The organism is Oceanobacillus sojae, assembly GCF_007991515.1.
In the GTDB taxonomy this organism is placed as follows: Bacteria; Bacillota; Bacilli; order Bacillales; family Amphibacillaceae; genus Oceanobacillus; species Oceanobacillus sojae.
Genome location: NZ_BJYM01000004.1, coordinates 173049 through 187898 on the forward strand (window position 1 = coordinate 173049; position 14850 = coordinate 187898).

Below are 14850 nucleotides of genomic sequence, written 5' to 3' on the forward strand. Positions count from 1 at the left end.
TAAAACATTGTTTGCGGACTATTTGATCGCCCTTATTCACTGAAATGTATACGATCCAATGGCCAGTAGACGAATCTTGCTTTTCCAACAACCTCATCCATTGGTACAACGCCAATAATCCGGCTGTCTGTTGAGTTGCTCCTGTTATCGCCCATCACGAAAACACTGTCCTCAGGAACTACTTCATACCCCTCTTCTAATTCTTCCAACTTAAAATCATTCGTATAGATCTGATCGTTTAGAAAAGGCTCATCTATAGGCTCTCCATCTATATATAATACATTATCCTTTACTTCTACATGCTCTCCAGGCAAACCAATTACACGCTTGATAAAATCATTTTGCTCAGGAGCATGAAAAACAACAATATCAAAACGATCCGGTTCCCCGAGTGTATAAGTAATTTTATTAACAATCATTTGATCGCGGTCATGCAGGGTTGGAAGCATGGAAGGCCCTTCTACAACGATAGGCGCAAATAAAAACATCCGTACGATGAATACAAAACCAACAGCAATCAGTATTGCTTTTATCCATTCCAACCATTCATTTTTTTTCTTTTTTTGCTCTTTCTCTGTCATCTGACTTCCTCCGATAACTTCAGTCTACTTTTTATTGTAGCTAGTAACCATTAGATAAACAACTTCTAAGTATTATTAATTTTTCTGAAGAGAAAAGAAAAATTGATAAACTGTTCTTTAAAAGGTGCTGGATAAGCACAATATTATCTAAACTCTATTTAGCATCTGCTCTGATTATATTTTCCTTTACAATGAAAAAGAGCTACTGTCAATATTGACATAGCCCCTTTTTATTAGTTTCATATTTCTCACTCGTTGATTAACGACGTTCTTTAATACGAGCTGCTTTTCCACGAAGGTTACGCAGATAGTAAAGCTTCGCACGACGTACGATACCGCGACGAGAAACTTCAATTTTATCAACTCTTGGTGAATGTAATGGGAAAGTACGTTCAACACCAACACCGTAGGAAATTTTTCTTACTGTGAATGTTTCGCTGATTCCACCGTTTTGACGCTTAATTACAACACCTTCAAAAACCTGGATACGTTCGCGAGTACCCTCAACAACCTTAACGTGAACCTTTAAAGTATCACCAGGCCGAAAATCAGGATGATCTGTACGTAATTGATCTTTTGTTACATCAGCAATAATTTGTTGCATGATTTTCACTCCTTCCAAACTAATGCTCATGCCCTCATTTGAACAGCGGAACATCGTTCTACATGCTTATACGCATATAAGCACAATTAATAATATAGCATATCCTATCGTAAAGCACAACTATTTTTAGTCATTTTTTATTTCCTGAAGTATTTTTTTATCTGCTTCATTCAGCTCATGATTTTCTAATAAATCAGGCCGTCTTTGGGCAGTCCGCTTCAAGGATTCCTTCCTTCTCCAGGCTTCAATATTGGCGTGGTTTCCTGATAATAATACATCTGGAACCTTCATTCCGCGAAAATCAGATGGACGGGTATAATGAGGGTGCTCCAATAATCCAGTCGAAAAAGAATCCTGTTGTGCTGACTCTTCATTCCCCAACGCTTCTGGTAACAGCCGGACAACACTGTCAATAATAACCATTGCCCCTAACTCTCCACCTGTCAGAACATAATCCCCAATAGAAATTTCATCTGTTACAAGGTGTCCACGAATCCGTTCATCGTAACCTTCATAATGCCCGCAGATAAAAATAAGATGATCTTCCTTTGCCAGTTCCTCTGCTTTTCTCTGTGTGTATGTCTCTCCTTGAGGACACAATAAAACCACACGGGGTTGTGATGCTTTTTCTTTTCTCACTGCTTCAACAGCATCAAACACAGGCTGCGGGGTCAGTACCATACCAGCTCCCCCGCCATAAGGATAATCATCCACCTTCTTATGTTTATGAGTGGAGTAGTTACGGAAATCAACAAGCTGATATGAAAATTGTTCCTTCTCTTTTGCTTTTTTTAAAATAGAACTCTCCATAACACCATGAAACATCTCTGGAAAAAGGGTCAGAATATCAATATGCATCTAATCTAACATCCCTTCCATTAATTCCACGGAAATTGTACCTGTTTCGATATCTACGTTTTTAACTACATCTTCAATATAAGGCAATAACAAATCTTTCTTACCGGGTCTCTGTACTACCCATACATCATTTGCTCCAGGAGACAATATTTCTTTTATTTTCCCTAAAGACTCACCTTCCGTTGTCTCAACCCTGCATCCGATAATTTCATGATAATAATAAGCATCTTCTTCCAATTCTTCAGCCTGATCCTTATCAATATACAAATTCATACCCTTCCACTTTTCAACATCATTAATATTTGAATATCCTTTAAATGTAATCAAATCAAATCCTTTATGGATACGGTGTGAATCAATCGTTAAAATGATATCCTTTTGTTCAGATGTAATAATCACTTCATTTCCTGGTGTAAAACGCTCTTCAAAATCTGTGATTCGCAAAACCTTTACCTCGCCGCGAATTCCATGTGTATTAACGATTTTACCAATTTTTAATTTCTCTGTATTCATATCTCTCACCTATTCTACTCATCAATTCGGATAACTTTATCATCTTTAATTACGATAGCCTGCTCTTTCATAATATGATTCCAATCAGAACCGACTTCGACCTCAACAAGAGCTTCAACCTCTTTTTCAACGATTTCGCTACCCATTTTTAACTCATCCAGCTGTTCTATTTTAAAATCCAATAGCTTCATTTTTTCCTGTCGATTTTTAATTTCCTGGTTAAACCGTGTTTCCATATCTGAACGAACATTAACACTTTTATTTTTTAATTTTCGTATTTCAAATTGGAGTTGTTGACACTCTTGTTCAAGACGTAATTTATGATTATTAAAATTCTGGCGGATCTTTTCTTTACTATCTTCTGTCACTACTAGCTTGATGGGAACTTTTTTTATTAATTTCATTCAGATTCAGCTCCTGCCTGATAGATTCGAGTAACAAATGTGTAAAAAAGGGAAAGTTGAGCCCCTAAAAGCAGGGTCAGCTTTCCCTTTACCAGTTTATTCAAAAAGACCGGATATATCAGCTTTTTGAATACGAACCTTACATAATATCCAAAAAAATGCGTTTATTACCACCAGTGTTCGCTGCATATACAACCGTACGTATCGCTTTAGCAATACGTCCATTTTTGCCAATGACTTTTCCGACATCATCTGGATGAACTGTTAAATGATAAATAACCTTCGAATCTTCTTCGGTTACTTTAATAACAATATCATCTGGATAATCTACTAATGAGGTAACAATCGATTTAATCAGGGCTTTCATGATATCACACTACTTATTTAGAATTTTTTTGTTCGTGAAATTTTTTCATGATGCCTTCGTTAGAGAATAAATTACGTACTGTATCGCTAGGTTTTGCACCTTTTGTCATCCAATCAAGTGCTTTTTCCTCATCTATTTTAACTTCAACCGGATTCACTACAGGATTGTACGTACCGATTTGTTCGATAGAACGTCCATCACGTGGAGAACGAGAGTCCGCTACTACAATACGATAGAATGGATTTCTTTTTGAACCCATACGTTTTAAACGAATTTTTACTGCCATGCTTTGCACCTCCAATAATTATGTTATCACAAGAATTGATTTTAACAGATAGTTTTTAGTCTGTAAAGTATTTTTCCATTACAAGCATATTTTATTATAAAAATACGCAAGAATCAACCCTTACATGAAAGGAAATTTAAATCCGCCTTTACCTTTTTTCCCTTTTTGCATATTGGTCATTTGCTTCATCATTTTTTTCATCTCTGAAAATTGCTTTAATAGGCGGTTTACAGCCGCAACAGATGTTCCTGAACCTTTTGCAATACGTTTTCTTCTGCTTCCATTAATGATAGCAGGATCTTGACGTTCTTTCTTCGTCATGGATTGAATAATTGCTTCTACTTCTGTTAATTGACTTTCATCTAATTGCGCATTTTTCAACCCTTTCATTTTGTTAGCACCAGGAATCATTGCCATTAAGTCATCCAGCGGTCCCATTTGGCGAACCTGTCCCATTTGCTCCAAGAAATCATCAAATGTAAAGGACATCGTACGCATTTTTTCTTCTAATTCTTTTGCCTGCTTCTCATCAACATTAGTTTGTGCCTTTTCAATTAAGGAGAGAACATCACCCATGCCCAGAATTCTGGACGCCATGCGCTCAGGATGAAAAGCCTCTAATTGATCCAGTTTTTCACCCATCCCGGCAAATTTAATCGGCTTATCTGTAACTGCTTTGATAGAAAGTGCAGCGCCCCCGCGGGTATCTCCATCTAATTTTGTAAGAACTACTCCTGTAATATCAAGCTGTTCATTAAAGCTCTCTGCTACATTGACAGCATCTTGTCCCGTCATAGAGTCAACCACTAAGAAAATTTCATCCGGTTTGACATCTGTTTTAATCTGCTGCAATTCTTCCATAAGATTCTCATCAACATGAAGACGGCCTGCTGTATCAATAATGACATAATCATTATGATCTTCTTTTGCCTTGGCAATCGCCTGATTGGCAATATCAACAGGATTCGCCTCTATACCTAATGAAAACACAGGCATATCCAGCTGTGTTCCAAGTGTTTCCAGCTGTTTAATTGCCGCCGGACGATAGACATCACATGCAACTAATAAAGGATTGCGATTGTGCTTCTTACGTAAATGGTTAGCCAGCTTTCCGGTTGTCGTCGTTTTACCGGCACCTTGTAAACCAACCATCATAATAACAGTTGGTGGACGGTCGGCTACTGCAATTTTACTTTGTTCTCCGCCCATTAAATTTGTTAATTCATCTTTTACAACTTTAATAACCTGCTGTCCCGGAGTTAAGCTCTCCATCACTTCTTGCCCGACAGCTCTTTCTTTTATCCTGGCAATTAACTGTTTTACAACTTTGAAGTTTACGTCTGCTTCTAAAAGTGCCAGGCGGACTTCTCTTGTCATCTCTTTTACATCTTGCTCAGAGACCTTACCCTTACCAGTAATTTTCTTTATCGTACCCTGGAGACGGTCCGCTAATCCTTCAAATGCCATAGAAGGTATCCCCCTAATCTAAATCTTGTAATTGTTGAACATACTTCTTTACTTCCGGGCTTGTTACAGCTTCCGAAAGCTTTGAGATAATTTGCGTACGTTTTTCAAACTTCGAAAAAAGATGAAGCTTATCCTCATAGGACTCTAACATTTTTTCCGTTCTTTTAATATTATCATATACAGCTTGTCTGGAAACTTCAAAGAGCTCGGAAATTTCGCCTAAAGAATAATCTTCGAGATAATACATTTCCATATAACTGCGCTGTTTTGGTGTTAACAGCGGTTGATAAAAGTCAAACAAATAATTTATCCGATTCGTCTTTTCCAGCACCGGGTACACCTCTTGTTAAGTGATTTTCCTTTACATTTATCATATCCAACAAAATCAGCAATTGTCAAGTAGACGAGCAGCTGTCGCCTATTTGTCTTCCTCTACTTCTTCATTTATTCCTAAATCAGAAAACAGCCCATATACAAATGCATCTGCATCAAATTGCTGCAGGTCGTCAATTCCTTCACCTAAACCGACAAATTTCACAGGAATCTGCAGTTCATTACGAATAGCTAACACAATTCCTCCTTTGGCAGTACCATCTAATTTTGTTAATACAATGCCTGTTACATCTGTTGCTTCTGAAAAAGTGCGTGCCTGCGTTAATGCATTCTGGCCTGTAGTCGCGTCCAAAACAAGCAGAACCTCATGGGGCGCACCAGGAATCTCACGTTCGATTACACGTTTTACCTTGGCAAGCTCATTCATCAGGTTTACTTTATTTTGAAGTCTTCCGGCAGTGTCACAAATCAGAACATCCGCTTCACGGGATTTAGCAGCCTTAATTCCATCATAAATCACTGCTGCCGGATCGCTTCCTTCACTATGCTTAATCACCGGAACATCGGCGCGCTCTCCCCAAACCTCCAGCTGTTCAATTGCTCCGGCACGGAAGGTATCCCCAGCTGCTAAAATGACGTTCTTGCCGCCTGCTTTCAACTGGTGCGCAAGCTTACCGATGCTCGTTGTCTTCCCGACACCATTAACACCAACAACAAGAATAACCTGCAATCCCTCTCCATCCAGCTGTAAATGCTGGATGGACTTATCTTCTTCACCATAATAAATTTCTACGAGTTTCTCCGAGATAACATCCTTTATCTCAGAAGAATCCTTAATTTTTTGACGTTTCACTTCCATTTTCAGTTCCTCGACAAGATCCATAACTGTCGAAACACCTACATCTGCTGTAATTAAAACCTCTTCTAACTCTTCAAAGAAGTCCTCGTCTACTTTACGATAACGCGCAATTAAGTCATTTATTTTCCCTGAGAAGGTATTTCTTGTCTTCGCCATACCTTCTTGATATTTCTCAGAAACTTCCTTTGTCTCTTCATTTTGCTTAAAACGAGCTTTAAGCTTATCCATAAATCCCATATTGATATCCCCCTACGATTGAATCAATTCTTTTGTATCCTCTAAACGGACAGAAACAAGTCTTGATACGCCTGATTCCTGCATTGTTACACCATAAAGAACATCGGCTTCCTCCATGGTCCCTTTACGATGTGTTATTACGATAAACTGCGTCTCACTGCTGAATTTCTTCACATACTTAGCAAAACGCACTACATTTGCTTCATCTAACGCTGCTTCTACTTCATCCAATATGCAGAAAGGAACTGGCCGGACACGCAAAATAGAAAAGAGAAGTGCAATTGCAGTTAAGGCCCGCTCTCCTCCTGATAAAAGACTTAAATGCTGCAGTTTTTTACCTGGCGGCTGTGCGATAATGTCTACGCCGGTTTCTAATAAATTTTTAGGATCTGTTAATTTCAACTCTGCGTGACCTCCGCCGAATAAATGCATAAATACTTGGGAGAACTCTTCCTTTATTTTTGAAAAGGTTGACTCAAATCTTTCTTTCATTTCCGTGTCCATCTCTCCAATAACAGTATATAGCGTTCTCTTTCCTTCTACAAGGTCATCTCTTTGTTCCTTTAAAAACTGATATCTTTCAGAGATACGATCGTATTCACCAATAGCTCCCAGATTAATCGTGCCTAATTGGTTGATTTTATCTTTTAAGCTGCTGACAACTGTTTTTGCCTCTTCCATGTTTTCAACCTTAGGATAATCCCGTTTCGCCATCTCATATGTCATCGTATACTCTTTTTCAAGCTGATGCAGACGGTTATCAAGCTCTACATCCATGCGATTGGATTTCACTTCCTGCTTTTGGTAATGCTCATTTGTAATGGCATACTGCTTCTGGGCTTCTTTCAGCTTCTCTTCAAGAGTCTGCTGGATATCGGAGCTTTCTTTTCTTTTTTTTCGGAGCCTTTCAATGCTTTCAGTTATTTCTTGTTTGGAGCTTCTGGTGCGAATAATTTTTTCTTCTATTTCTTCCTCGGTCTCTTCTTGATTTTTAATTGCTGTTATTGTTTCAAGCTCTTCTTCTACCTGCTTCTTTTCAAGCACAGCCCGTTCAAGCTGTGTCTGCAACGCTTTTGTATTAGCCTGCTGATATTTAAAACGTTCTTCCTGCTCTGCTAATGCTACTTTAATTTCGTAGAATGAATCCTGTAATTTTGCACGTGTTTCTTTTAATTTTGATTCTTCTTCTGTTAAATCATCTACTTCTTTTTGTACAATTTGAAGCTGCTTACTAATTTTTTCTAATTCCTTTGTCAGCACTTCATTTCGGTCTTCTAATTCTGTATGACTCTTTTCATTCTGCTTTTTATCCATATCATAGATGGATAAATTATCATTTATAGATGTCAGTTTTGCCTGCAGCGTTTGAAAATCAGCTTGACTGTCCTGAACATCTTTTTGCATTTTCTGTACAGCTTGTTCAGTGAGATTTATTTTTTCATCTAATTCCCTTAAATAATCTCTTTTTTGTTGTACGCCTTTTTCGAACTGCTCTGTTTTTTGCTTGTATTCCCCTAATCTCATGTGCAGCTCTTGTAAATCTTTTTCACGGGTAAACAGAGATTGATTTTGCTTCTTCTGCGCCCCCCCTGACATAGACCCGCCCGGATGCACCATATCTCCATCTAAGGTCACAATCCGGTATCTCCTATGCAGTTTTATTGCAATATCATTCGCATCACGTAATGTTTTGGCAATGACAACATTTCCGATTAAATGCTGTACAGCTTTTGCATATTTTTTTGCCTTTGGGCGTACTAATTCAGAAGCAATCCCGATAAAGCCGGGATGATTTTTTAATTCCTGCTTTCCTTCACTTGATAAAAAGCGCGGCTGGATAGACTGCAGCGGCAGAAATGTTGCCCGTCCGCTATTGTTTTTTTTCAGCCAATTAATAGCTGCTCTTGCTGCCTGATCTGATTCCACAACAATATGCTGTGCCTGGCCTCCTAATACTGTTTCAATCGCTGTAATATAGTCCTTAGGGACATCAATCAGTTCAATTACTGCTCCTTCAATATCGGTTAATTTCCCTTCTTCTCTTGCCCGTAAAACCTGACGGACACCCTGAAAGAAGCCTTGGAAATCTTCCTTCATTTCTTCAAGCATTTCTTTTTTTGATTTTACCTTTTCAATATATTGATAACCTTGATAAAGCTTTGATTGTGCATCTTCGTATTTTGCCCGTTCCGACTGCATTTCAAGCTTTAACGTCTTTAGTTTCTGATTTTTAGCTTCTAAATTTTTCTGATGTGACTGCAGAATTGCTTCTACTGACGTTTGTTTATCCTCCAGCTCATTTCTTTCCGTGAGCATGCCTTTAAACTTCATTGATTGCGAAACATTTTTAGCATCAATTTGTTCCTGCTGCCGATTGACTGATTGCTTTTCATTTCGGTAAGCTGCCTGCTGATTCAATAATTCAATATACTCCGCCTTTAAATCCTCAATTCGATTTGCAACGTCTTCCGGGCTTATTGCTAAATTCTTTTCTATTTCTTTTTTTTGGGTTAAGGTATCTGTTTTTTCTGCTTCCAGCTGCTCCAGCTTGTTCTGCTCTTTTGCTTTTTGCTCCTCGAGCACTTTTACATTAGAGATAACCCGATCTAATTGCTGAGCAAGTTTTTCTTTATTTTCGTCTGCATGCTTGGAGCGTTCTTCAAATAACTGTTTTTTGCCTTCAAACTTCTCCAATCGTTCTGTTACATCTAATAAGTTTGACTGCTGCAGTTCTATCTCTGCTTCATACTGCTGTGCGAGTTCTTTTTCTTTACCTAAATCTTCTTCGATAAGACGAATTGTTTCCGATTGCTCTTTCTGTTTCCTCTCATTCACTGCTAAATTTTCTAAAACCTGCTGCCATTCATTATGAATCTGCTCCATTTCGGTAATTAACACTGAAATCTCTGTTTCTTGAAGCTCGGCCTGTAAGGTCTGATATTCTTTTGCTTTTTTAGATTGCTGTTCAAGCGGCTCCAGCTGCTGTTCTATTTCATGAACAATATCCTCGACACGGTTCAGATTTTCCTGTGTTTCAGCCAGTTTATATTCGGCTTTTTTCTTACGCTGTTTATATTTTAAAACGCCTGCTGCTTCTTCAAAAATGACACGGCGCTCCTCCGCTTTTGAGCTGAGAATCTCTTCTACCCTGCCCTGACTGATGATAGAAAAAGCTTCTCTGCCCAGCCCCGAGTCAATAAACAAATCAACAATATCCTTCAGACGGCACGCCTGCTTATTTATATAAAATTCGCTTTCTCCAGAACGGTAAACTCTCCTGGTCACACTGACTTCCTCATAATCCAGCGGCACACGCTGGTCTTTATTATCTAATACAAGTGTTACTTCAGCGATATTTAAAGGAGATCTTGAGTCGCTCCCCTGGAATATAATATCTTCCATTTTTGATCCGCGAAGGGATTTCATAGATTGTTCTCCCAGCACCCAGCGTATCGCATCCGTAATATTACTTTTCCCGCTGCCATTTGGGCCTACTACCGCTGTCACACCAGGTACGAAATCTACACTAATACGCTCTGCAAAGGATTTAAATCCAACACTTTCTAATCGCTTTAAATGCATAATCATTCTCCTAAAACTTACTAATCTTTATAGTTATTAAATCTATCGTACATGTTCAAAAAGTCGGTAAATCAGAAACTAGAAGACCACAAAATACTTATCATTCGGAACTCGGACTGTAGTTATCGATATTATCCGGTTAATGAAATGAGTTTTGATGGTAATACACTAACTAACGTAGTATTATTCTGTAGCGGTCTCCTTAACATGAGAACATCGATGTAGTTACTCGTCCATCCGAAATCATTTGATGACTTTTTGTACAACTTCTTATATGATTGTCTTTCAAATTCTATGTAGAACATAATATGTTTTTCTATCATTTCCCGAATTCTTTAGCTAATATATTTTATCATATTATGTCACTTTAGCCTATGTGTTGCACGCTATTAATTAAGAAACCGGTCTTTAACGATTTAGAAAAATTATGCTATAATAAATTCTGAACTAGGGACAGATATAAGGAGGACATCATGCAATTAGAACAGCCAAGTATAGAAAATATGGAATACATGCTTCAAGAATTAGCTGAAAAGCTGCAAGTAGTAAATCGTTCTATTATGGATGCAGAGGATTACAATATCGAAAAATATGAAGATTTAAAATGGATGTATGATATGGTCGTAAGTAAAGGCCGTTTAAGCGCCTCAGAAACGCAAGCTTTTATTAATGAATTAGCGGCTATACGAAAATAAAGATTTAGTAAAAAACGTTACGCAAGAACAAGCAACCAAATTACTCTTGCGTAACGTTTTTTGAGTTTTTTTCAAGATAAGGAACTCTTTTTTATTTTGGAAGTTTTTTCTCCAATGCTGCTTTCGCTGCCTTTTGCTCTGCTTCTTTTTTCGTTCTTCCATTCCCTTTTCCTGCCGGTTCTCCCTGAATCATAACCTGGGCAATAAACTCTTTATGATGAGAAGGACCCTGCTCACTAATAATTTGATATTCAATTTTTCTGTCTTTCTGCTGCTGGACAATTTCCTGCAGATGGCTTTTATAATCCATCACACTTGTTGATGTATCTACTGTTAATGTGGGGAAAATATGTGTGTTCAAAAAGTTCAGCACTGCATCAAAGCCTTGATCCAAATAGAGTGCTCCTAAAAAGGCCTCAAAAGCATCGGCTAAAATTGCCGGTCTTTGTCTCCCACCGGTCTTATCTTCTCCCTTCCCTAAAAGGATGTACTGTCCAAAGTTAGATTGCTTTGCGAAGACAGTTAAAGATGCTTCACAAACAATGGCCGCCCGTAATTTGGTCATTTCTCCTTCAGGCATATCGGGATTATTTCTATACAAATATTGTGAAACAGCTAATTCAAGCACTGCATCACCTAAAAATTCCAGCCGTTCATTATCCTTCAGCTTACTTTTTTTATATTCATTGACATAAGAAGAATGTGTAAATGCTTCTTTTAATAAATCCTTTTGTTGAAAGGTTATTCCTAATTCCTGTTCCAGCTGACTTAAGTCCATATTAACCTCCTTTATTGTGTAAGAAAAAACAAGAAAATTATTTGGTCTTTAAAATACTGGTGTTCTTGCCGAGGGGATGTCCGCTGCGGAAAGTCGCTTTCCGCGGGCAACGCCTCAGCCCCCGGAAAGCGTAGTGTATTTCTGGGGCCTAAGATTAATCACCCCATGAAATCCGTTGCGGCGGCTATCTCCAGCATTTTTTATACTTCTTTATACTTGCTTATTCTTATAAATATTTACTTCCTCATAAACAATACAAGGAAAGCCTCTTTCAAAGAAGCTTTCCCCTTAGCCATTTATTCATTAAGATTTGCTGTTTATGTAATCCACAGCATCACCTACTGTATTAATCTTTTCAGCATCTTCATCAGCGATTTCAATATCAAACTCGTCTTCTAATTCCATAACAAGCTCAACAACGTCTAATGAATCTGCTTCAAGGTCATCTTTAAATGAAGCTTCTAAAACTACTTTTTCTTCGTCTACATCAAGACGATCAGCAATAATTGACTTTACTTGTTCAAATACGTCTGCCATTCCCGTTCACCTCCTTTCAAGAATATACCATTATTTTTTGTTTTTATTTTTGTTCTGCAATTGTATTACATCACCATTCCACCGTCAATATGAATGGTCTGCCCTGTAATATAATTCGCATCCTCGCTTGCTAAAAAGCGGACAACTCTTGCTACATCTTCCGGTTTTCCTAAACGCTCAAGTGGTACCAATTGTAATAAAGATTCTTGCTGTTCTTCACTTAATTGATCGGTCATATCTGTAGAAATAAAACCTGGAGCAACGGCATTCACCAAGATATTGCGGGAGGCCAGCTCCTTTGCTGTCGTTTTAGTCAAACCGATTACACCGGCTTTTGCTGCAACATAGTTAGCCTGTCCAGGATTTCCACTCACTCCGACAATAGATGCAACATTAATAATACGTCCTGCTTTTTGTTTCATCATTTGACGGCTGACTGCTTTTGTACACAAGAATGTACCTTTAAGATTTGTTTGAATCACCTGATCAAATTCATCTTCCTTCATTCGCATCAACAAATTATCTTTGGTAATCCCGGCATTGTTAACCAGAATATCTATCGAACCGAATTCTTTAATTGCCTGCTTCATTAATTGCTTTACAGACTCTTCATCAGCAACATTTGCCTGAATTTTAACTGCTTTTACACCAAGATCCTGGATTTCTCCCACAACCTCTTCGGCTTTTGCTTCACTTCCTGAGTAATTTACAATAATATTGGCTCCATTTTTAGCCAGCTCCAAAGCAATTGCTCTGCCAATTCCCCTGGAAGCTCCTGTTACTACTGCTGTTTGACCTTGTAACATTATTCTTCCTCCTTATACCAGCGAATAAACGCTTCGAGTGATTCCTGATCCTGGACAGCAAACGTTTTTGTTTTCCGGTCAATTTTCTTTAATAATCCGCACAATACTTTACCTGTACCCACTTCAACAAATGCATCAATATCTTCTTTTAACATATTTTGAACAGATTCTTCAAATCGAACTGGTGAGTATAGCTGCTGTACTAATAGTTCTTTAATTGTTTCCTTCGAAGTGACTGCTCCTGCAGAAACATTTGCATAAACAGGTATTTTGGCATCTTCTAAAGCTGTGTCGCTTAAATAAGCTGCAAAACCTTCGTTCGCCTGCTTCATCAATCTGGAATGGAATGGGCCACTTACATTTAGCGGAAGTACACGTTTTGCTCCAGCCTCTTTTAATAATACTGTTGCTTGTTCAACTCCTGAAACGGAACCAGAGATAACGATTTGACCCGGACAGTTTAAATTTGCCATATCTACAATTTCATCCGTTACTTGATTCAGAGCTTCCTGGACTTTGTCCTGATCAAGACCTAAAACAGCAGCCATCGTTCCTTGCCCTTTAGGAAATGCCTGCTCCATTAAACGGCCTCTTACTTTAACTAGCCGGATGGCATCTTGCCACTTGATTGCACCAGCTGCCACAAGTGCGCTGTACTCTCCTAAACTATGTCCGACAACCATAGAAGGCTGAATGCCGTTTTCCTCTAAAAGCTGAGAAACAGCAACACTGGATAGCAATAATGCAGGCTGTGTGTTTTCTGTCTCTGTTAATGTTTCTTTAGGACCCTCAAACATCAGGGTCTGTAAATCCATATCCAGAACTTCATTTGCTTCTTTGTACAATTCTTTCACCTGCGGGTAAGCATCATACAAGTCTTTCCCCATACCTACTGCTTGCGACCCTTGACCCGGGAACATAAATGCAATACGTTTCATTTATTTCTCCTCCTCGTTATTCATCATCTCAATCGTTTCTTGAATCGTTGCTGTTACATTATTGTCAACCATATAAACAGCTTGTTTTACAGCATTTGTTACCGCTCTGCTTTTTGAGGAGCCATGCGCTTTAATAACAGGCGCACGGAGCCCAAATAAGCCGGCACCGCCATATTCCGAGTAATCTAAACGATCCTTTATGCCTTTCAAGTCTTTTTTAACAAGCGTCGCAGCAATTTTTGTCTTCGTAGAGGACATAAACGCACCTTTTAAAAGTGAAAAGATAGTTTCAGCAACACCCTCCATTGTTTTTAATGCTACATTTCCGCTAAACCCATCTGTAACAACAACATCGGCAACACCGTTTAATATATCTCTCGCCTCTACATTACCAACAAAATGGATTGGAGCATTTTCTAAAAGCTGAAATGCCTTTTTAGTTAAATCATTCCCTTTTCCATCTTCAGTGCCTACATTTAATAATCCAACCCGAGGGCTTTTGATATTTCTTACCCTCTCTACATATATCGAACCCATAATAGCATATTGAAGCAGATGCTCTGGTTTCGCATCCACATTTGCTCCAACGTCCAGCATCAGGAACCCTTGTCCATCTACAGTGGGGAAAGTAGGACTTAACGCTGGACGGTCAATTCCAGGTATACGCCCCACGACAAATAAACCAGCGCTCATTAAAGCTCCTGTATTACCAGCAGAAATACAGGCGTCTGCTTCGCCATCTTTGACAGCCTTCGCCATTAATACAAGAGAAGAATTCTTTTTGCGGCGTACAGCTTTCACAGGCTCGTCCTCTGATGTAATTTTTTCATCTGTATGTATTATTTTGATTTGTCGATTATCCGTTAAAATTGGTTTAATCTGTTTCTCATCACCATAAAGTGTTATTTGTAAATCCTTATTTTCTTTTACAGCATCCATTGCACCTAAAACAATTTCTTTTGGTGCATGGTCGCCTCCCATTGCATCAATTGCTAATCGCATTCA

General features: G+C 38.5%; 17 protein-coding genes. 1 reads left to right on the plus strand and 16 read right to left on the minus strand.

Annotation, left to right across the window (positions count from 1 at the left end; genetic code table 11):
* Nucleotides 1-32: 32 nt before the first annotated feature.
* The 11 genes from lepB to smc form a co-directional block, all read right to left on the minus strand.
* Entirely contained in the window at nucleotides 33-581 is a 549-nt protein-coding gene (lepB, locus tag OSO01_RS06180; protein WP_147209564.1) for a signal peptidase I, read from the minus strand.
* 259 nt (nucleotides 582-840) lie between these two features.
* A complete protein-coding gene (gene rplS, locus OSO01_RS06185) occupies nucleotides 841-1185 on the minus strand; it encodes a 50S ribosomal protein L19 (protein ID WP_077601146.1) in 345 nt (114 codons plus the stop codon).
* A gap of 126 nt (nucleotides 1186-1311) precedes the next feature.
* The gene (trmD, locus tag OSO01_RS06190; protein WP_147209565.1) at nucleotides 1312-2043 is read right to left on the minus strand and encodes a tRNA (guanosine(37)-N1)-methyltransferase TrmD; all 732 of its coding nucleotides are present in this window, start codon (nucleotides 2041-2043) and stop codon (nucleotides 1312-1314) included.
* Nucleotides 2044-2556 (minus strand): ribosome maturation factor RimM, encoded by a 513-nt coding sequence (gene rimM, locus OSO01_RS06195; RefSeq protein ID WP_147209566.1) that lies wholly within the window; start codon nucleotides 2554-2556, stop codon nucleotides 2044-2046.
* 14 nt (nucleotides 2557-2570) lie between these two features.
* Nucleotides 2571-2960, minus strand: a complete 390-nt coding sequence (locus tag OSO01_RS06200) for a YlqD family protein (protein WP_147209567.1) — start codon at nucleotides 2958-2960, stop codon at nucleotides 2571-2573.
* A gap of 139 nt (nucleotides 2961-3099) precedes the next feature.
* Complete coding sequence (locus tag OSO01_RS06205) at nucleotides 3100-3327, minus strand: KH domain-containing protein (protein ID WP_147209568.1); 228 nt, start codon at nucleotides 3325-3327, stop codon at nucleotides 3100-3102.
* Nucleotides 3328-3340: 13 nt separating this feature from the next.
* Nucleotides 3341-3613 (minus strand): 30S ribosomal protein S16, encoded by a 273-nt coding sequence (gene rpsP / locus OSO01_RS06210; protein ID WP_040980064.1) that lies wholly within the window; start codon nucleotides 3611-3613, stop codon nucleotides 3341-3343.
* 120 nt (nucleotides 3614-3733) lie between these two features.
* Complete coding sequence (gene ffh / locus OSO01_RS06215) at nucleotides 3734-5080, minus strand: signal recognition particle protein (protein WP_147209569.1); 1347 nt, start codon at nucleotides 5078-5080, stop codon at nucleotides 3734-3736.
* A gap of 13 nt (nucleotides 5081-5093) precedes the next feature.
* Nucleotides 5094-5411, minus strand: a complete 318-nt coding sequence (locus OSO01_RS06220) for a putative DNA-binding protein (protein ID WP_147209570.1) — start codon at nucleotides 5409-5411, stop codon at nucleotides 5094-5096.
* An 87-nt stretch (nucleotides 5412-5498) separates the two neighbouring features.
* Nucleotides 5499-6509, minus strand: a complete 1011-nt coding sequence (ftsY, locus tag OSO01_RS06225) for a signal recognition particle-docking protein FtsY (RefSeq protein ID WP_147209571.1) — start codon at nucleotides 6507-6509, stop codon at nucleotides 5499-5501.
* A 12-nt stretch (nucleotides 6510-6521) separates the two neighbouring features.
* Nucleotides 6522-10091: a chromosome segregation protein SMC gene (gene smc / locus OSO01_RS06230; RefSeq protein WP_147209572.1), complete on the minus strand. Its 3570-nt coding sequence runs from the start codon at nucleotides 10089-10091 to the stop codon at nucleotides 6522-6524.
* A 473-nt stretch (nucleotides 10092-10564) separates the two neighbouring features.
* On the opposite strand from smc, the gene OSO01_RS06235 reads away from it, so the two are divergent.
* The gene (locus OSO01_RS06235; RefSeq protein ID WP_147209573.1) at nucleotides 10565-10786 is read left to right on the plus strand and encodes a DUF1128 domain-containing protein; all 222 of its coding nucleotides are present in this window, start codon (nucleotides 10565-10567) and stop codon (nucleotides 10784-10786) included.
* Nucleotides 10787-10877: 91 nt separating this feature from the next.
* Here OSO01_RS06235 and rnc read toward each other — a convergent pair whose 3' ends face one another.
* From rnc to plsX, 5 genes are all read right to left on the minus strand, one after another.
* Nucleotides 10878-11564: a ribonuclease III gene (rnc, locus tag OSO01_RS06240; protein ID WP_147209574.1), complete on the minus strand. Its 687-nt coding sequence runs from the start codon at nucleotides 11562-11564 to the stop codon at nucleotides 10878-10880.
* 303 nt (nucleotides 11565-11867) lie between these two features.
* Entirely contained in the window at nucleotides 11868-12101 is a 234-nt protein-coding gene (gene acpP / locus OSO01_RS06245) for an acyl carrier protein (RefSeq protein ID WP_077601135.1), read from the minus strand.
* 65 nt (nucleotides 12102-12166) lie between these two features.
* Nucleotides 12167-12907 carry a 3-oxoacyl-[acyl-carrier-protein] reductase gene (fabG, locus tag OSO01_RS06250; protein ID WP_147209575.1) on the minus strand — a complete coding sequence of 247 codons (741 nt, stop codon included), beginning with the start codon at nucleotides 12905-12907 and terminating at the stop codon, nucleotides 12167-12169.
* Nucleotides 12907-13845 carry an ACP S-malonyltransferase gene (gene fabD / locus OSO01_RS06255; RefSeq protein WP_147209576.1) on the minus strand — a complete coding sequence of 313 codons (939 nt, stop codon included), beginning with the start codon at nucleotides 13843-13845 and terminating at the stop codon, nucleotides 12907-12909. Before fabD ends, fabG begins: the two co-directional genes overlap by 1 nt.
* The gene (gene plsX, locus OSO01_RS06260) at nucleotides 13846-14847 is read right to left on the minus strand and encodes a phosphate acyltransferase PlsX (RefSeq protein WP_147209577.1); all 1002 of its coding nucleotides are present in this window, start codon (nucleotides 14845-14847) and stop codon (nucleotides 13846-13848) included. It lies immediately after the preceding gene.
* Nucleotides 14848-14850 lie beyond the last annotated feature (3 nt).

Bases quoted from the DNA above. Each gene is read 5' to 3' on its own strand.
- acpP (WP_077601135.1), bottom strand. From the start codon at position 12,101: ATGGCAGACGTATTTGAACAAGTAAAGTCAATTATTGCTGATCGTCTT.
- trmD (WP_147209565.1), bottom strand. From the start codon at position 2,043: ATGCATATTGATATTCTGACCCTTTTTCCAGAGATGTTTCATGGTGTT.
- OSO01_RS06200 (WP_147209567.1), bottom strand. From the start codon at position 2,960: ATGAAATTAATAAAAAAAGTTCCCATCAAGCTAGTAGTGACAGAAGAT.
- rnc (WP_147209574.1), bottom strand. From the start codon at position 11,564: ATGGACTTAAGTCAGCTGGAACAGGAATTAGGAATAACCTTTCAACAA.
- rimM (WP_147209566.1), bottom strand. From the start codon at position 2,556: ATGAATACAGAGAAATTAAAAATTGGTAAAATCGTTAATACACATGGA.
- ftsY (WP_147209571.1), bottom strand. From the start codon at position 6,509: ATGGGATTTATGGATAAGCTTAAAGCTCGTTTTAAGCAAAATGAAGAG.
- fabD (WP_147209576.1), bottom strand. From the start codon at position 13,845: ATGAAACGTATTGCATTTATGTTCCCGGGTCAAGGGTCGCAAGCAGTA.
- OSO01_RS06235 (WP_147209573.1), top strand. From the start codon at position 10,565: ATGCAATTAGAACAGCCAAGTATAGAAAATATGGAATACATGCTTCAA.
- rplS (WP_077601146.1), bottom strand. From the start codon at position 1,185: ATGCAACAAATTATTGCTGATGTAACAAAAGATCAATTACGTACAGAT.
- ffh (WP_147209569.1), bottom strand. From the start codon at position 5,080: ATGGCATTTGAAGGATTAGCGGACCGTCTCCAGGGTACGATAAAGAAA.
- fabG (WP_147209575.1), bottom strand. From the start codon at position 12,907: ATGTTACAAGGTCAAACAGCAGTAGTAACAGGAGCTTCCAGGGGAATT.
- OSO01_RS06205 (WP_147209568.1), bottom strand. From the start codon at position 3,327: ATGAAAGCCCTGATTAAATCGATTGTTACCTCATTAGTAGATTATCCA.
- lepB (WP_147209564.1), bottom strand. From the start codon at position 581: ATGACAGAGAAAGAGCAAAAAAAGAAAAAAAATGAATGGTTGGAATGG.
- smc (WP_147209572.1), bottom strand. From the start codon at position 10,091: ATGCATTTAAAGCGATTAGAAAGTGTTGGATTTAAATCCTTTGCAGAG.
- plsX (WP_147209577.1), bottom strand. From the start codon at position 14,847: ATGCGATTAGCAATTGATGCAATGGGAGGCGACCATGCACCAAAAGAA.
- rpsP (WP_040980064.1), bottom strand. From the start codon at position 3,613: ATGGCAGTAAAAATTCGTTTAAAACGTATGGGTTCAAAAAGAAATCCA.